Below are 15,998 nucleotides of genomic sequence, written 5' to 3' on the forward strand. Positions count from 1 at the left end.
CGAGGTGGATCTATGGATTGGCTGAAATATCTGTTGATTCCATTGATGTTATCTGCGTTGATTACCCCGATTTTGAAGTGGATTGCTGTGAAATTGGAGATATATGCGCAGGAGAATGAAAGAACAGTTCATAGTGGAAAAATTGCACGTATTGGTGGAGTTGCCATCTATGTTTCTTTCATTGTGTGTATGGCATGCTTTATGGAAACAGATGTGACGATCAATGGAATCCTCATAGGCGGAACCATCATGTTTCTAGGTGGATTGATCGATGATATGGTAGATCTTAAGCCTAGCTATAAGCTCGCAATTGAATGTGTAGCAGCAATTGTTTTGATGGTCGTAGGAAAGGTTAGTCTTGATGTCATTCGATTACCATTTGGGATTACCATCGATATGGGAATCATTTCCTTTATTGTAACATTTGTATGGATCATTGGTATCACCAATGCTGTGAATTTAATGGATGGTCTAGATGGTCTTTCCGGTGGTATTTGTGCCATCATCCTTGTGGTCATTGCATGCATGTCAGTAGTAGAAGCTCGTCTTGATATTGAAACAATGTCGTTGCTACTTGCAGGTTCGATTTTAGGATTTCTATTATATAATCTGCATCCGGCAAGTATTTTTATGGGTGATTGTGGAGCGCTGTTTTTAGGCTTTATCATAGCCGCCATTTCACTTTTAGGTTTTAAGAGCTCTACGATCATGACATTGGCATTGCCGATTCTACTTTTGGCAGTACCGATCGTGGATACCTTAGGAGCCATTGTAAGAAGAAAGCTGTCTGGACATAAATTCAATGAAGCAGATAAAAAACATCTGCATCATCTTTTGATGCGACGCTTTGGGCATCGTAATACTGTTTTGATCTTATATGTCGTTACTGCACTTTTTGGGTTTACTGCTTATCTGTATCTTATCAATAAGGCAACTGGATTCTTTGTTTTGTTTATGATTGCGATCATCGTAGAGTTATTCATTGAATGGAGCGAAATGATATCAAAGCAATTTCATCCGTTATTGTCTATATTAAGAGGGATACAAAAGAAATGTGGAAAACTGTATGATATTCTCACAAAAAGAAAACGTAAATCGATAAAGGAAGAAATGGACAAACGTACCTTATAAATAGATTGGATATCAATCGTCTAACATTGTGTTAAAAAACCAGAGATAGGTATGCTCTGGTTTTTTTATATCTGGGAAGCATCAGGGAATTGTGTGACATAGATGTAAGTTTGATCAATGAATTCTCTGGCAGCTTGAAATAGAAATTTATTCTTATGATATATAATAGAAAATTTACGAGTCAATGCGACATCATCGATGCGAACGGAACTGATCTTTTTTTGATCTAAATGATCTTTTACCAACAAGTAAGGAAGAATGGATACACCGATACCCTTTTCTACAGCATGAATGATAGCTTGAGAAGACATACTTTCCCACAATGGATCAGCATTCATACCATGAAGACTTAAATAGGAATCAAAGATATCACGACCTGCACTGCCTTTTTCACGCAAAAGAAAGTTTTCTTCCATCAGATCTTGGGCTGTGATGGTTTCTTTTTTTGCCCATGGATGATCATTTGCACAGATTAAGGTTAAATGATCTTTCATAAAATCATGACTATGAATAAATTCTTGTTTGCTAACATGTTCTACAAAGCCAAGATCGATTTTATTTTCAAGTACCATTTGTTCAATTCTTTCTGAATTATAGATATATACACGGATTTTCAGATCAGGATATTTTTTTTGGAAACTTGAAACAAGATTCGGTAAGACATGGTTTCCCATGGTAATGCTAGCTCCAAGACGTAGCTCTCCAACATTATCCCAATTTTTGATATTGCTTTCCATTTCATCTAATAAACCGATCACATGTTGTGCATATTGACGGAATTGTTCACCGGCTTGGGTAATATGAAGCCGTTGAGAAATACGATCAAATAACTGAATACCATAATGCTCCTCTAACTCCGCAATGGCTAGTGAAATCGAAGGTTGCGAAATATAAAGGTGCTTTGCGGCTGTTGTCATGTTTCCATATTGACAAACAGCAAGAAAAATACGTAGATGGCGAATGTTCATAGATACCCTCCTATCATAAGTAAAATCATATGATGTTTATTTAATTATAATATTTTACTAATGAATTAACAAGACGTATACTGTTAACGTAAGGAGGGGATTAGAATGAAATCAATCGAAACATATAAGAAGCTATTTACATCTACTTTTTATTTAAGTGCATTCACCTTTGGAGGAGGCTATGTCATCATTCCATTGATGAAAAAGAAATTTGTGGATGATTTGAAGTGGTTAGAGGATGAGGAAATGATGAATCTAGCTGCGATTGCACAAAGTGCTCCTGGTGCAGTTGCGGTCAATGCTTCTATATTATTAGGATATCGCATTGCGGGATTAAAAGGAGCTTTGGTTACTGTTCTTGGAACGGTGCTTCCACCATTGATCATTTTATCCGTTATCTCAATGTTTTATGTAGCATTTAGAGAAAATGCCATCGTACAGGCAGTTTTAAAGGCTATGCAGTCAGCAGTTGCTGCTGTGATCTGTGATGTGGTGATCAGTATGTCATCTGGTTTGATCAAGGACAAAAATATCGTATCTATCGTTGTAATGATCGTTGCGTTTTGTGCAAATTATTTCTTGCAAGTGAATGTCATCGTGATTGTATTAGTGTGTGGAGTCTTTGGAGCGGCTATGATGTTTATGGAACAGCGTAAAGCAAAGAAGGAGGCACAAGTATGATTTATTTAAAATTATTTTGGAGCTTTTTTCAAATAGGTTTATTTTCCGTTGGTGGAGGCTATGCCGCAATGCCATTGATCCAAAACCAGGTCGTATCCTTGCATCATTGGTTGAATATGAGTGCATTTACAGATATCATCACGATTTCACAGATGACACCGGGACCGATTGCAATCAATTCAGCAACCTTCGTAGGTATACAGGTCGCAGGATTACCAGGTGCCATTATCGCTACCATCGGTTGCGTATTTCCATCTATCGTTTTGATGCTATTATTGGGGTATCTTTATGGAAAATATCATGAATTAAACGTTATTCAAGGTATATTAAACGGTCTTAGACCGGCAGTTATTGCATTAATCGCAGCAGCAGGAGTATCCATCGGAATTGTGGCATTTTGGGGAGAAGGAGCGATTTCTTTACCTTCAACAGACATCATAGGTGTCATCATTTTTGCGGTGTGTGTGATTATTTTACGAAAGTGGAAAGCGAGTCCTACAATGGTCATGGTCATGGCTGGTATCCTTGGAGGTATCACTTATTTGATAGTTTGACCTTATTTTGATTATAGACAACAAGACCTTTTTAGGTCTTTTTTTCAATATGAAATCAAGAAAAGTAAGACTTGGAATTTGAAGAGAAAAGGAAAAAATGAAAGGAAATTTTAATAAAACAAGCAAAAAATATATTTATTTTACATTTTCATGATTTTTTTTTATTTTTCGTGTATCCTATCCCCTAAGGAGGGATACATATGGAAATCAAGAAATTATACGAACTATTAGAGCATGAAAAGAAAGAACAGCGAATCACTGAAGCAACTTATTGGGATTATCTATGGGAACTTTATGTAGAAGAAAAAAGTGCTGATTATCAAATGTTGGCTGTGAAAGAAGCTATCCCTAGATTGATTAGTGATGATAATCTGAGAAAGCGAAGACACATCAACAATTGTATGGAGTTAGGACTGAATATCAAGATAGGTGATATCTGTTATATCGATTATGGAGAAGCCTATATCAACGAAATAGGATATCAACATTTTGGATTGATCGTTTCCATTTTCCATAGCAAGGCATTTGTGGTACCAATGAGTGGAAATCATGCGGCTTTCTTACAAGCCTACAGCAAAGATAATCCAAAAGGAAAACGTCATTTGATGCGACTTGGAAAAATCAAAGGAATGAACAAGGAATCTGTATTGTTCATCAATGACGCAAAGTGGATCAATACCGCAAGGATCATTGATATAAAAGCGCATCTAAATAAGAACAGTTCACTGTTTCATGAAATTAAAGAACGAGTAAAAAGCTGTCTTGATGAAGGCACTATGCATAAATAAGGAAAAATATGCATGATTTTGAAAAAAGAATAGACAAAATAATGCATCACAGACAAAAACTGACAGAAACAACACTTTCTTTCTTTTAGAATGTTAAAGAAAGAGGTGGTTTTGTGGAAAAGGCAGTTTTAGGTAAGGAAAAAAGCAGATACCAGATCCGCATACAAGATGTCTGCTGTGCGATGATTTCCATTTTATTAGGAAGCATTGCCTCACCTTTTGCCTATATGTTCGTATTTATTTATTGTGCAATGTCTTATATCAGAAGTACAAGAGAAAGTACGATCGTTGTGTTTTTTGTTTTATTGATGTCGCTTGCCAGAGGGGTGTTAGATACTTATTTATATGCATTGGGTTTCACCTGCTTTTTTATCATCGTACATATGATACGCTTATTGGAATATAACTTATATGAATGGATCTGCGCAATCGTTACATTAATTATGATTCCTTATAGTGTTCAACAATTCGGTTTTGTAAAAGAGGTTGTGATATTACCTATGTGCACCTTTCTTTTGATGCGACAAATGTGTAAAGAATTTAATTGGATACAACATCGCTATGTACTTCCGGAAAGTATGTATGGATTGTTTCTGCTTGCGATTTATGTTTTGTTTATTCAAATGATGCCAGAATACAAGGAATATATCGGATGGATATCTTTTGCTCTTATCGCCATGATATGCGAACCTGTGACGTTGCTTACCTTGTTTATGCTGTTGTACTTTTGTATGGGGGTACCATGGATCATGATGGCTGTGCCTGTGATTCTATGTGTATTTCAAAAAGAAAGGTTGCTTGCGGCAGTTGTCATATTATGTCTAGGTACTTATATGGTGCATAACGTGTGGAGCGTTGCTTATTTCTTATATTGTTTTGCCTTGTTAGCGATACAAAAAGAAAAGCTGCCATTCTTTACACCGTCACAAACAAAGCCTTGTATGAGCAGGTTTCAAGATCAAGGTCTATTAAAAAGGCAGATGTTAAATTATGCGAGTATCTTTCAATCCTTAGCAAGTTATTATGCAACCATGAGCAATGAAGAAAGTGAATTATTAAAAACCATGGCTGAAGCACTTCGATACAATGCAGATGTCATTTGTAAGGCAGACCATCGATTTCAAGAACAGGAACGAATTGTCACTGCTTTAGAGGGCTATCAATATGGGGTGGATGATTTTGTGATGGAAGAACCTAAACCAGGATATCTTCAAATCGTTATGGATATCTCAAATATCAAACGAGGTGAAATCAAAACAACATTAAAACCATTGATGGAAGCCTTGATGCATCGTAATTTAGAACTAGATGAAATACGAAATCGTAGATTTTTTAATGGATTTCACATCTGTATGAGTGATGCAGTACCTTATCAAATTGATGCATTGGCTGATAGTGTGAAAAATTCTTATACAGGAAATGGAGATACCTTTTCTATCTTTCGGTTTCGTCAAAGCATGGTATGTATGATATCCGATGGTATGGGAAATGGAGAACGGGCTGCGCAAAGCAGTCAATTGATTACCACTATATTTCAAAGGATGATGATTAGTGGGATTACACAGGATGCCGCAATCAAATGCATCAATAAGCTGATACAAAGTGATGCATTCGCAACGCTTGACGTTATGTGTTTTAATTATGCGTTAGGTATTGCTTATATATCGAAATCAGCCGCATGTCCTACTTATCTCATGCGTGATCATAAGCTTTATGAAATTAGTGGCAATGCATTACCTGTAGGCATTGTGTCTGTGATGCAACCGGACTGTTTTTCTATTGAGTTAGAAGATGGTGATGAATTTATTATGATGAGTGATGGAATCGAGGCGCATGAATTTTATGAATGGATGAGAGAACGACAGTCTCATAGTCTACGAGAAGATGTGGATATTTTCCGGGAAATACTTGAGAAGACGAGAAGAAAGGATGATTCTACCTTTATCATAACCAAAGTCAGTAAAAATCAGAGAATGTAGGGATATTGGCACTGAACACAGTGCTTTTCTTTTATTTTCATGTCAATAAAAAGATGCTTTTTTTTTGATGTATGATATAATACGCATATGAAATTATTAGAACTTGAACATAACAAAACATATATCATCGGTGTTAGCGGAGGTCCTGATTCTATGGCACTTTTGGATATGTGTGTAAAAGCAAAACTGAATATCGTGATAGCACATATGAATTACCAAGTAAGGAAATCGGCGTTTCGAGATATGGAAATCGTGGAGCAATATGCCAAACAGTATCATATCCCTTGTGAAATTCGTTTACAGGAAAAGCCATGCAAAGGTAATTTCGAAGCGTTTGCCAGAGAACAACGCTATGCTTTTTATGCGGAGCTTATGCATCGCTATCATGGGGAAGGAGTATTGTTAGCTCATCATTTGGATGATCATCTGGAAACTTATCTCATGCAGAAACAAAGAAATAGTGAAGGAAGTGTGTGGGGCATTCGTGAGCAGACAGTGATACATGGCTGTAACATTCTACGCCCATTACTTTCTTATACGAAAAATGATATCATGGACTATTGTGAAAAATTTAAAGTGCCTTATGGAATAGATGAAACCAATTTAGGGAATGATTATACTAGAAATAGAATTAGACATGAGATCATCGAACCGATGAGCAGAGAGGAAAAAGAGGCTTTGGCTACACTCATTTTACAAGAAAATGAACAAAAAGCTGCGAAAACAAGGAAATGGAAACAATATCTTTCTACTTGGCAGCATACAGTAGAAGAGTTGAGTTTACTAGAGGAGGAAGACTTGAAAGAATTACTTCAAGTGTTGATTTATGAACAATTAAAGCTTTCTTTGAATCATCATGAAATCAATATACTAGTAAAACTGATCCAAAAGCATGAAGATGGATGGTCACGTGTCATAGCAAATAAATATGAATTTTATCAAGAATATGGTAAACTTTGTATAGATTCCATCAAAGAACAAACGTTTTCTTATACCTATGATCGCATTCGTTTTGAGCAAACACCGTATTTCACAATCAGTGATCATGGAAGCTCTACCGAGGCTTTGACCTTGCAAGAGGATGATTTCCCAATTACCATACGAAATGCACAAGCAGGCGATGTTATCCAGTTAAGATTCGGTAGAAAAAAGCTGAATCGTTGGTTTATTGATCGTAAGATACCAAAAAAAGAACGTAAAATATGGCCTGTGGTAACCAACAAGGATGGAATTGTAATACTGGTACCGAAAATCGGCTGTGATATTGCACATTTCTCTAACAATCCTACGTTATTTGTGTTAAAATAGAAGGTAGCTGTATTAGGAGGATCATTCATGCGTGATGTTATTGAAAAAGTATTAGTAACAGAAGAAGAAATCGTGAAACGTAGCCGAGAACTTGGCGCTGAAATCACAAAAGATTATGAAAAAACAAATGAAACACCATTGGTGGTAGCACTACTGAAAGGAAGTGTTCCTTTTTTAGCTGAAATCATCAAACATATAGATATGGACATTCAATTTGATTTTATGGATGTTTCCAGTTATCAGGGAACAGAATCTATTGGCGATATTCGTATTGACAAAGATCTGGATTGTTCTGTAAAGGATATCTCAATTTTGTTGGTGGAGGATATCGTTGACACCGGCAGAACCTTGAAGGAAGTCACTAAACTTTTGAAAAACAAAGGTGCGAAAGATGTAAAAGTCGTTTCTTTGTTAGATAAACCTGATCGTCGTGTGGTGGATATCGAAGCGGACTATGTTGGTTTTACCATTCCAAATGAATTCGTTGTAGGGTTCGGTTTGGATTATGACCAGAAGTACCGTAATCTACCTTATATTGGTGTGTTGAAACCTGAAATCTATAAATAAAAAAGGAGGACTTGGGTATGAAAAATAAAAAGGTCATAAGCCTTTGGCCCTACTTGCTGATCCTTGCAATTCTGGCAGTCCTAGTTACGTATGGGACTGGAAGCAATACGAAAACATTCAATTACAATGAATTTTTAGCAAATGCTGAAAAAATGGAATTCAAAAAGGTTGAAATGGCAATGGGCACTACTGTGATCGATGTTAGCGGAACCTATGCAACAAGTAAAGGAAATGCTAGTTTTAAGGTAACTGTACCAAATACAGAGGAAAATGTAAAATGGTTGACAGATACTTTATCAAAGGATAAGAGCACAGAGCTGACAACAAGAGATCCAAATCAGGAAAGCTTCCTGATGAAATTCTTTATCAATGTATTCCCTTATTTGATGCTTGCGGGTATCGCAATTTTCTTCTTTACGAAGATGAATAGCGGAGGTAGCAATAAGGCATTTGAATTCAGTAAATCAAAAGCTAGAATCGAAGGAAACATCAAGGTACGTTTTAAAGATGTAGCCGGATGTGATGAAGAAAAAGAAGAAGTAAAAGAGATTATTGATTATTTAAAAGATCCTAAAAAGTTTACGGATATGGGAGCACGTATACCTAAGGGGATGCTGATGGTTGGTCCTCCAGGTACAGGTAAAACGTTGCTTGCTAAAGCAGTAGCCGGTGAAGCAAATGTTCCGTTTTTCTCTATCAGTGGTAGTGATTTCGTAGAGATGTTTGTTGGTACTGGAGCAAGCCGTGTACGTGACATGTTTAAAAAAGCTCAACAAACAGCACCTTGTATCGTATTTATTGACGAAATTGATGCTGTTGGTAGACAGCGTGGAGCCGGTATGGGTGGCGGAAATGATGAACGTGAACAGACATTAAACCAGTTATTGGTTGAAATGGATGGTATGGGTGAAAACAAAGGTATTGTTATTATTGCAGCTACCAATCGACCTGATGTATTGGACCCTGCGTTATTGCGTAGTGGACGATTTGATCGTCAGATAACGGTAAACCTACCTGATAAAAAAGGACGTTTTGAAATTTTGAAGGTTCATGCTAGAAACAAGAAACTTGGAAATGATATTTCACTGGAATCCCTTGCGAAACGTACACCGGGATTCTCAGGTGCAGATTTGGAAAATGTTTTGAACGAAGGTGCTATTCTTGCAGTTCGTGATAAACGTAAGGTCATTACGATGGAAGATCTAGATGAAGCAATCGACCGTGTTATGATGGGACCTGCGAAAAAATCTAGAAAGTATACAGAAAAAGAAAAACGCCTAGTGGCGTTCCATGAAGCAGGACATGCTGTTATCGGTATCAAACTGGAAGATGCCGACATGGTAGAAAAAGTTACTATCATCCCTCGTGGTGAAGCAGGTGGCTATAACCTAATGACACCAAGAGAAGAAAAAATGATGCCTACCAAAGCTGATTTTATGGCTCAGATTACCGGTTTATTGGGTGGTCGTGTGGCAGAAGAAGTTGTGTTTAATGAAATCTCTGCAGGAGCTAGCAATGATATTCAACGTGCTACTAAAATCGCAAAGGCTATGGTAAGAAGCTGGGGTATGTCAAACCTTGGACCTATTCAATATGATGATGGAACAGGGAATGTATTCCTTGGTAGAGACTATGGTTCCGGTAGCAATTACTCCGGTGAAATTGCATATGAAATCGATAAGGAAATTCGTAAGATCATCAATGAATGTTATGATCATGCGAAACAAATCATCACAGAACATATTGATCTATTGACATTGATTGCCAATACCTTAGTAGAAGAAGAAACAATTACAAGTGAACAAATCAATAATTTGGTTACTTATGGTAGTTTGACTAATCCTAATGAAGTGAAAAAGGAAGCAACTACTTCAGAGGATGTAGAAAACCAGATCAAACAGGATAATATGGAAGCACAGGAAGTTCTTCATGATGACATTGATCATCACGATGCTGAGGAAGAAAAGAAAAAACAGGAAAAGGTCAGCTTTGAAGAAGCGATGAAGGAACTTACAAAAAGTGATGACTATGATGAATCAAAAGAATAAGAGATAGCAAACGCTATCTCTTTTTTTCATGATATGAGAGATACCACAATCACAGTGAGAGGATATTGATCTGTATAATAAGTATGTGAAAAAAATTACCCATTCGATTGGGTAATGAAAATGGCGCTAACAGAGAAAATCTATGACATACATGTATAAAAAGATATGGTATAGGTGTAATTTGAGTGTTTTTAACATCACTTTTTTCTACATGATTTTTAAAGCATGCTCCACACAGGTTATAAAATTTGAAAATGTAGGTGTTGAGAAAATATCATGAAATAATGTATCGTTTTCGAGGAAAATTGATAGATAATGCCAAAATTGTAATTCTTTGATATTATTCTTCGCAATAGATACAAGAAGAATGATACGAACAGCATGTTCTTCATCCCAATAAACTTCATTTTGAAGCAATGCTACAGATACAAGTGTTTCCTCCGACATTGGCGTAAGAGGGTGGGGGATGGCAACATGATTTCCAAAATATGAACTGGATAGATTTTCTCGATTGTAAACCGATTTTACAAATTCATCTCCTAAATGATATGTGCAATTAATATTATCAATGACGATTTTTAATGCTTCATCTTTAGAGGAAACACTACCGTAAAAAAATCGTTCTTCACTGAATTTTGTCAATACTGCATGTATATCATTATAACCCTGAATAGTCATTGTGATTTTTTTGAAATCTTGTTCACTAGGAAATAAATTTATTTTAGGAATGACATTCTGATATTCCTCAAGATATTGTTCTGTGGTAAACACCCCATCATAGTTCTCCACCGAAATATTGGTATTTGTGATTGGCCAAGAAGTAAAATCTATGATTTCAATTTGATTGGGAATGTTATTGAATATCTTATGTTTTAATAAAATCATTTCTGACTTTCGTAAAGACGTAATGATCAAGATTTTTTTACCTTTTGTCGTAGATATATAATTTTCTAATCCAAAGTTAAAATAAAGAGCAAGATAGGATATCTCATCAATGGACACTGTAAGCCCAAATTCTTTTTCTATCAGAACTGAAAAAAATAAAGCGATATCGTAGGCATGAGTAAAAGATAGATGGATTTCATTAGCCTGAGGATTAGTTAATTGAGTTCCCGATTTGATGCGGTAAAATAAGGGCACTACATGAAGTGCCAATACAAGTTTTAAATTATCAACTGCATCAAAGTTGATAGAAAATTTTTGAAAAATGAGATGAAATGCTCGATCAATAAATGCATTAACTTCTTCCTGTAATAAATCTTCTCCTGTATAATCTAATCGACCAAGGATGATTTGTGTTAACAGCATACATTCATAATAGAAATAATCTTCAGGAAGTTTATTTCGGTTTACTAAAGTATGCAAGATATCCTTTGCGATGATAAATTCTTTTGTTTGCTTAAGACCTAAATCTGAGGGCTGTTCAATAAAATGAAAATGTTTGATCCTTTGAAGCGATAATGATACATAAGAAGTTATATTTTGTAATGTACTTTCATCGATATGATATTGATATTTAATAAAAACATCAGCAACTATGGTATAAATTGCGTTTGTACTTTCTGGTGCAGTACTGTCGAATTCATAATCCATACCAATTTTATTAATGCAAGTTCTCTTCTTTAATTCGCTACCAAGAATTGCATACCCGTGATTGGTCTTATACTCTAATTGTAGTGAAAATTCTTTTAATATCGTTTTTAATTCCCGTATGGTTGTATAGAGTGTCGTTTCACTGATACTAAATTGTTCCATAAGATCATATTTGGGAGTATATCCATTATTGTTCAGGAGGTATTTTATAATAAGCTTAGAGCGATTATTTGCATTAGCATAATCATAAGAACTATTGCTTTTTAATAAGTGTAAATCTTTTTTTAATTGTACTTCATTTAGGATTTTTATTCTTGTCCCTTTTCCTGGAGAAGTAATGATTTCGAAAGAGGCATATTTTTTCCCGTATTCTTTTATTGCTTCCAAATCATTAAAGATCGTTCTCATACTTACTTTAAAGTGAGTCGCAATCATATTTGCTGTGATATAGGAATCACAATATTGTAAAAAATACTCAATAATATGTAATTGGCGTTCAGATAGCATAATTTCACCTCTTTTATTCAAATAGATTATACAATAAGTGTTTTTAGAAATATATCAAAAAATTTCTACATATTTTATGCAAACAGTTGCAATTTTTTTTATTGTTATTTTCATATAATATATGTAAATCATTGTAAAACATTATGAATCTTGAATGATATAGTTTAGACAGAAGTTGACCATAGCATGAAATAAGTGGTTAACAAGAAATGAAAGGAGGAAGTAGATATGGCATGAAATTGAGTTATAGGAAAGAAATAGAAAAAGGAGGAAGAAACAATATGGTTAAAATTTTAATCGTAACGCATGAAGATTTAGGAAAGGCTTTACTAGATAGTGCAGAACTAATTGTAGGAAAGCAAACAGATATAGAAGCATTCTCGTTGAAAAGAGGCGAGGATATTTTGATCTTTAGTAAAGCCGTAGAACAAAGAATGAAAGCATATGCTTCAACAGCAGATGTTTTAATCTTCACCGATTTGTTTGGCGGAAGTCCTACGAATGCGGTAATGTCGCATATTATGGACTATCCATTTCGATGCTTAACTGGGGTGAATTTACCAATGTTATTGGAGGCATTAATTACGCGACAGCAGGAGAATATCACCCTAGATGAAATTGCAATGAAATGTAAACAAGCTGCTTTGGATGGTGTTAAAGATGTAAACAGCATTATTGCAGAGGATTATCAGATTTAAATGAATAGAAAGAGGTATGCAAAATGGCAAAAATAGGCCTTATTAGAATCGACGATCGATTGATTCACGGACAAGTTGTAACGACATGGATCAACCATACAGCAAGCACACGGATTCTGATTGCAGATAATGAATTAGCAAACAATAAATTTATGGCAAGTATCTATACTATGGCGGCACCTAAAGGACTTACGGTTGAAGTTATTGCAATTGATCATCTTGCGCAGGAATGGAAAAAAGATGAACTTGGCACAGGAACATTATTGATTTTGTTTAAAAATGTTAAGGCATTATATGATGCCTATCAAAAAGGGTTTCATTTTTCCCATGTTCAAATTGCTGGATTAGCATCCGGTCCCGGAAAAAAATTGGTTTATAAATCTGTTGGGTTAGATAAAGAATCAGCAATGCTACTTAAAGACCTTCATGACCAAGGAGTTAATGTTGAGTTTCAATCAATGCCTGGCGAGAAGATCGTTGATATACAAACCATCATAAAGAAATATTTTACATTATAAAACAAGGAGGTTATCATGAACGAAGTAACAATTATTCAAGCAATTCTCATTGGACTATTCTATTGGTTTGAATGCAATCGATATGGACATTCTTTCACTGCATCTATTCTAATGAGTTGTATGCCTGCAGCTTTATGGGCAGGAATTGTTTTAGGCAATATTCCTGCTGCTATGGCGATTGGCGCTGTGATTCAGTTAATGTTTTTAGGTACTATTGGTCCTGCGGGAAATATTCCTCAAGATCCAGCTTTAGCAGCGTTAATTGCAACAACAATTGCATTAAAAACAGGAATGGATGCGGAAGCAGTTGTAACATTGGCAATTCCTGTCGGACTATTAGGAGCACAGATTTCAAATTTGATTCGTGCCCTTAACGTTGTATGGGTGCACATGGCTGACAAATATGCAGCAAAGGGAAATGTACGGGGAATCATCCTTTCTGGTTTGGTCTATCCATCCCTGATGCGACTTCCTATCTGTGTGATACCTGTTGCATTGGCAGCATTTTATGGACCTACATTTGTACAAGGTATTCTAGACGTTATTCCACAATGGCTTATGCATGGATTGACTGTTGTAGGAGGTATTATGCCTGCGTTAGGATTTGCCATTGTAGTATCAGTAATAGGAAGAAAATATCTGCTTCCATATTTTATTACAGGTTTCTTCCTTATTAAATTCTCCGGATTGGGAATTTTACCGATTTCTATCTTCGGATTGGTGATTGCATATTTACATATATTATTTACAAATAAAGATATCACGGCAGAGATAGAGATGGAAGAGGAACCAGAGGAAGAAAAAGCACCGGTATTCCGTTTGTTGGAGAAAAAAGATATCTCGAAATCTTATTGGATGTGGTGGTTGAGTTGTGAAGTTTCAAATTCTTTTGAACGTCTACAATCACTTGCTTTCTGTTGTGCTATGACACCAATTTTGAAAAAACTTTATACAAACAAAGAAGATTTAAGCGCAGCATTACAAAGACATTTACAGTTTTTTAATACCGAATGTACGTGGGGAGCTATTGTACCGGGGATGACCATTGCTTTAGAGGAAGAAAAAGCAATGCATGCAGATGTACCAGATGATACTATCAACGGCATCAAAACAGGTCTTATGGGACCATTTGCAGGTATTGGTGATACAATCAACTGGGCGACTTTATTGCCAATTTTACTTGGATTGTTTATTCCTATGGCAGAAAAAGGGAATTGGATCGCAGGTGTAGCGCCTATCTTGATCTATACGGCAATTACATGTTTTATCGGTTATCATTTATATCATTTTGGTTATAGTGCGGGTACAAAATCAGCAACCTTCTTATTAAAATCAGGATGGATCGATAAAGCTATTTTAGGGGCTAGTATTTTAGGATTGTTTATGATGGGAGGTCTAGCAGCTACATTTATTCAAGTAACAACGCCACTTTCCATTCAAACAGGAGGCACTGTATATAGCATACAAGAAATATTAGATAGTATCTTACCTGGATTATTACAATTAGCTACTGTTGGGGGCGTATATTTATATTTGGAAAAAGTAAATCGAAATTATACCCAAATTGTTTTATTGATGATTGGAATAGGCTTGATTTTGGGTGGTCTTGGGATTTTATAAAAGGAGAACAAATAAATGAAAGATGCAAAAAAGATTTATTTTTTAGAGCCAGTTTTTGAAGCAAAATACTGGGGTGGTCAAGCTATAAGAGAAAGATATGGATATGAAACAGAACTTCCAAATATTGCACTCGTATATCATGTCATTGCTCTTCCTCAGCATCAGTTGGATAATAAGGTGTTGGGAACTGATAAGGTTTTATCAAAGTTTTATCATGAAAATCCTGAATTATTTCACTGTGATAGAGAAGAGTTTCCTATTCGCTTGAGTGAAGGAAATGGTGTAGATTTAATTTCTATTCAATTACACCCTAATGATGAATATTGTCTTGCACATGAAGGTGAACGAGGCAAAGTGGAGTGTCTTATCCGCATACAAGGTGATTGTGATCATTTAGCGATTCGGGGACATCATGCTAAAACGAAAGAGGAATTCTGTAAATTGGTAAAAGAAGAACGTTGGGATCAGTTATTCCGCATTGTGGAAATAAAAAAAGGACAATATACCCACACTCCTCAAGGATTACTACATGGAGAACCTAAAAAAACAGAAGAAAAAGACATTATATCTCTTGCGTTTGAAACAAATTCAGACATTACTTACCGCTTATATGATCATGACCGCAATATGGCAGATCGCCCACTTCATATCGATAAAATTATAGATACGGTCAACATTCCAGATGATACCAATTATGGTATCGATGTAGTTCCAAGAAATGAAAACGGATGTATCATATATGATTTCTTAGATGAACCAGGGATTTTTACTGCAAAACGTATCCAAGTAAAAGAAGAAGGAATCTATGAACAAACTGAATTCTTATTCCTAGTTTGTCTTGATGGAGAAGCTAAGATAAATGATATACACATAAAAAAAGGAGAAACCGTTTTTATCCCGTATAATTATGGCCCTTTGCATGTGCAAGGTGATGTTGATTTAGGTCTTATTACATATAAAAATCGCATTTAAACTTAATTATTTATCAAGTATTTACTAGATTATTAGAAATAGAGGAAAGAGATAAATATAGCGTGT

Annotated in this window: 14 protein-coding genes; 12 read left to right on the top strand and 2 right to left on the bottom strand. The window is 35.5% G+C overall.

Annotated features, from left to right (window positions below):
- Positions 1 to 12 precede the first annotated feature (12 nt).
- Entirely contained in the window at positions 13 to 1,131 is a 1,119-nt protein-coding gene (locus UGRO018_RS05205) for an MraY family glycosyltransferase (RefSeq protein WP_416325402.1), read from the top strand.
- Positions 1,132 to 1,196: 65 nt separating this feature from the next.
- Here the strand turns inward: UGRO018_RS05205 and UGRO018_RS05210 are convergent, their stop codons facing one another.
- Positions 1,197 to 2,099 carry a LysR family transcriptional regulator gene (locus tag UGRO018_RS05210; RefSeq protein ID WP_416325403.1) on the bottom strand — a complete coding sequence of 301 codons (903 nt, stop codon included), beginning with the start codon at positions 2,097 to 2,099 and terminating at the stop codon, positions 1,197 to 1,199.
- A gap of 105 nt (positions 2,100 to 2,204) precedes the next feature.
- Between UGRO018_RS05210 and UGRO018_RS05215 the strand changes: the two genes are divergently transcribed.
- The 7 genes from UGRO018_RS05215 (at position 2,205) to ftsH (ending at position 10,024) form a co-directional block, all read left to right on the top strand.
- Positions 2,205 to 2,780 carry a chromate transporter gene (locus UGRO018_RS05215; protein WP_416325404.1) on the top strand — a complete coding sequence of 192 codons (576 nt, stop codon included), beginning with the start codon at positions 2,205 to 2,207 and terminating at the stop codon, positions 2,778 to 2,780.
- Entirely contained in the window at positions 2,777 to 3,334 is a 558-nt protein-coding gene (locus UGRO018_RS05220) for a chromate transporter (protein WP_416325405.1), read from the top strand. Before UGRO018_RS05215 ends, UGRO018_RS05220 begins: the two co-directional genes overlap by 4 nt.
- A gap of 200 nt (positions 3,335 to 3,534) precedes the next feature.
- Positions 3,535 to 4,122, top strand: a complete 588-nt coding sequence (locus tag UGRO018_RS05225; protein WP_416325406.1) for a hypothetical protein — start codon at positions 3,535 to 3,537, stop codon at positions 4,120 to 4,122.
- 113 nt (positions 4,123 to 4,235) lie between these two features.
- The gene (locus tag UGRO018_RS05230) at positions 4,236 to 6,101 is read left to right on the top strand and encodes a SpoIIE family protein phosphatase (RefSeq protein ID WP_416325407.1); all 1,866 of its coding nucleotides are present in this window, start codon (positions 4,236 to 4,238) and stop codon (positions 6,099 to 6,101) included.
- 87 nt (positions 6,102 to 6,188) lie between these two features.
- Positions 6,189 to 7,409: a tRNA lysidine(34) synthetase TilS gene (tilS, locus tag UGRO018_RS05235; RefSeq protein WP_416325408.1), complete on the top strand. Its 1,221-nt coding sequence runs from the start codon at positions 6,189 to 6,191 to the stop codon at positions 7,407 to 7,409.
- Between the two features lie 27 nt (positions 7,410 to 7,436).
- A complete protein-coding gene (gene hpt, locus UGRO018_RS05240; protein ID WP_416325409.1) occupies positions 7,437 to 7,976 on the top strand; it encodes a hypoxanthine phosphoribosyltransferase in 540 nt (179 codons plus the stop codon).
- Positions 7,977 to 7,993: 17 nt separating this feature from the next.
- Positions 7,994 to 10,024: an ATP-dependent zinc metalloprotease FtsH gene (gene ftsH, locus UGRO018_RS05245; RefSeq protein ID WP_416325410.1), complete on the top strand. Its 2,031-nt coding sequence runs from the start codon at positions 7,994 to 7,996 to the stop codon at positions 10,022 to 10,024.
- A gap of 207 nt (positions 10,025 to 10,231) precedes the next feature.
- Here the strand turns inward: ftsH and UGRO018_RS05250 are convergent, their stop codons facing one another.
- Entirely contained in the window at positions 10,232 to 12,124 is a 1,893-nt protein-coding gene (locus tag UGRO018_RS05250; RefSeq protein WP_416325411.1) for a BglG family transcription antiterminator, read from the bottom strand.
- Positions 12,125 to 12,405: 281 nt separating this feature from the next.
- On the opposite strand from UGRO018_RS05250, the gene UGRO018_RS05255 reads away from it, so the two are divergent.
- From UGRO018_RS05255 to UGRO018_RS05270, 4 genes are read left to right on the top strand one after another with little or no spacing between them, the layout of a single operon-like run.
- Positions 12,406 to 12,822, top strand: a complete 417-nt coding sequence (locus UGRO018_RS05255) for a PTS sugar transporter subunit IIA (protein ID WP_416325412.1) — start codon at positions 12,406 to 12,408, stop codon at positions 12,820 to 12,822.
- A 23-nt stretch (positions 12,823 to 12,845) separates the two neighbouring features.
- Complete coding sequence (locus UGRO018_RS05260; RefSeq protein WP_416325413.1) at positions 12,846 to 13,340, top strand: PTS sugar transporter subunit IIB; 495 nt, start codon at positions 12,846 to 12,848, stop codon at positions 13,338 to 13,340.
- A gap of 15 nt (positions 13,341 to 13,355) precedes the next feature.
- Entirely contained in the window at positions 13,356 to 14,960 is a 1,605-nt protein-coding gene (locus UGRO018_RS05265; protein ID WP_416325414.1) for a PTS system mannose/fructose/sorbose family transporter subunit IID, read from the top strand.
- Positions 14,961 to 14,975: 15 nt separating this feature from the next.
- Entirely contained in the window at positions 14,976 to 15,932 is a 957-nt protein-coding gene (locus UGRO018_RS05270; RefSeq protein ID WP_416325415.1) for a hypothetical protein, read from the top strand.
- Positions 15,933 to 15,998: the final 66 nt, after the last annotated feature.

This window comes from Hoskinsella mucinilytica (genome assembly GCF_045223415.1).
GTDB classification, from domain to species: domain Bacteria; phylum Bacillota_I; class Bacilli_A; order Erysipelotrichales; family Erysipelotrichaceae; genus Hoskinsella; species Hoskinsella mucinilytica.

What these genes read in the sequence shown, in the direction of transcription:
- UGRO018_RS05215 (WP_416325404.1), top strand. Translation starts at nt 2,205, where the DNA reads ATGAAATCAATCGAAACATATAAGAAGCTATTTACATCTACTTTTTAT.
- UGRO018_RS05220 (WP_416325405.1), top strand. Translation starts at nt 2,777, where the DNA reads ATGATTTATTTAAAATTATTTTGGAGCTTTTTTCAAATAGGTTTATTT.
- hpt (WP_416325409.1), top strand. Translation starts at nt 7,437, where the DNA reads ATGCGTGATGTTATTGAAAAAGTATTAGTAACAGAAGAAGAAATCGTG.
- UGRO018_RS05260 (WP_416325413.1), top strand. Translation starts at nt 12,846, where the DNA reads ATGGCAAAAATAGGCCTTATTAGAATCGACGATCGATTGATTCACGGA.
- UGRO018_RS05265 (WP_416325414.1), top strand. Translation starts at nt 13,356, where the DNA reads ATGAACGAAGTAACAATTATTCAAGCAATTCTCATTGGACTATTCTAT.
- UGRO018_RS05255 (WP_416325412.1), top strand. Translation starts at nt 12,406, where the DNA reads ATGGTTAAAATTTTAATCGTAACGCATGAAGATTTAGGAAAGGCTTTA.
- tilS (WP_416325408.1), top strand. Translation starts at nt 6,189, where the DNA reads ATGAAATTATTAGAACTTGAACATAACAAAACATATATCATCGGTGTT.
- UGRO018_RS05270 (WP_416325415.1), top strand. Translation starts at nt 14,976, where the DNA reads ATGAAAGATGCAAAAAAGATTTATTTTTTAGAGCCAGTTTTTGAAGCA.
- UGRO018_RS05205 (WP_416325402.1), top strand. Translation starts at nt 13, where the DNA reads ATGGATTGGCTGAAATATCTGTTGATTCCATTGATGTTATCTGCGTTG.
- UGRO018_RS05225 (WP_416325406.1), top strand. Translation starts at nt 3,535, where the DNA reads ATGGAAATCAAGAAATTATACGAACTATTAGAGCATGAAAAGAAAGAA.
- UGRO018_RS05250 (WP_416325411.1), bottom strand. Translation starts at nt 12,124, where the DNA reads ATGCTATCTGAACGCCAATTACATATTATTGAGTATTTTTTACAATAT.
- UGRO018_RS05210 (WP_416325403.1), bottom strand. Translation starts at nt 2,099, where the DNA reads ATGAACATTCGCCATCTACGTATTTTTCTTGCTGTTTGTCAATATGGA.
- ftsH (WP_416325410.1), top strand. Translation starts at nt 7,994, where the DNA reads ATGAAAAATAAAAAGGTCATAAGCCTTTGGCCCTACTTGCTGATCCTT.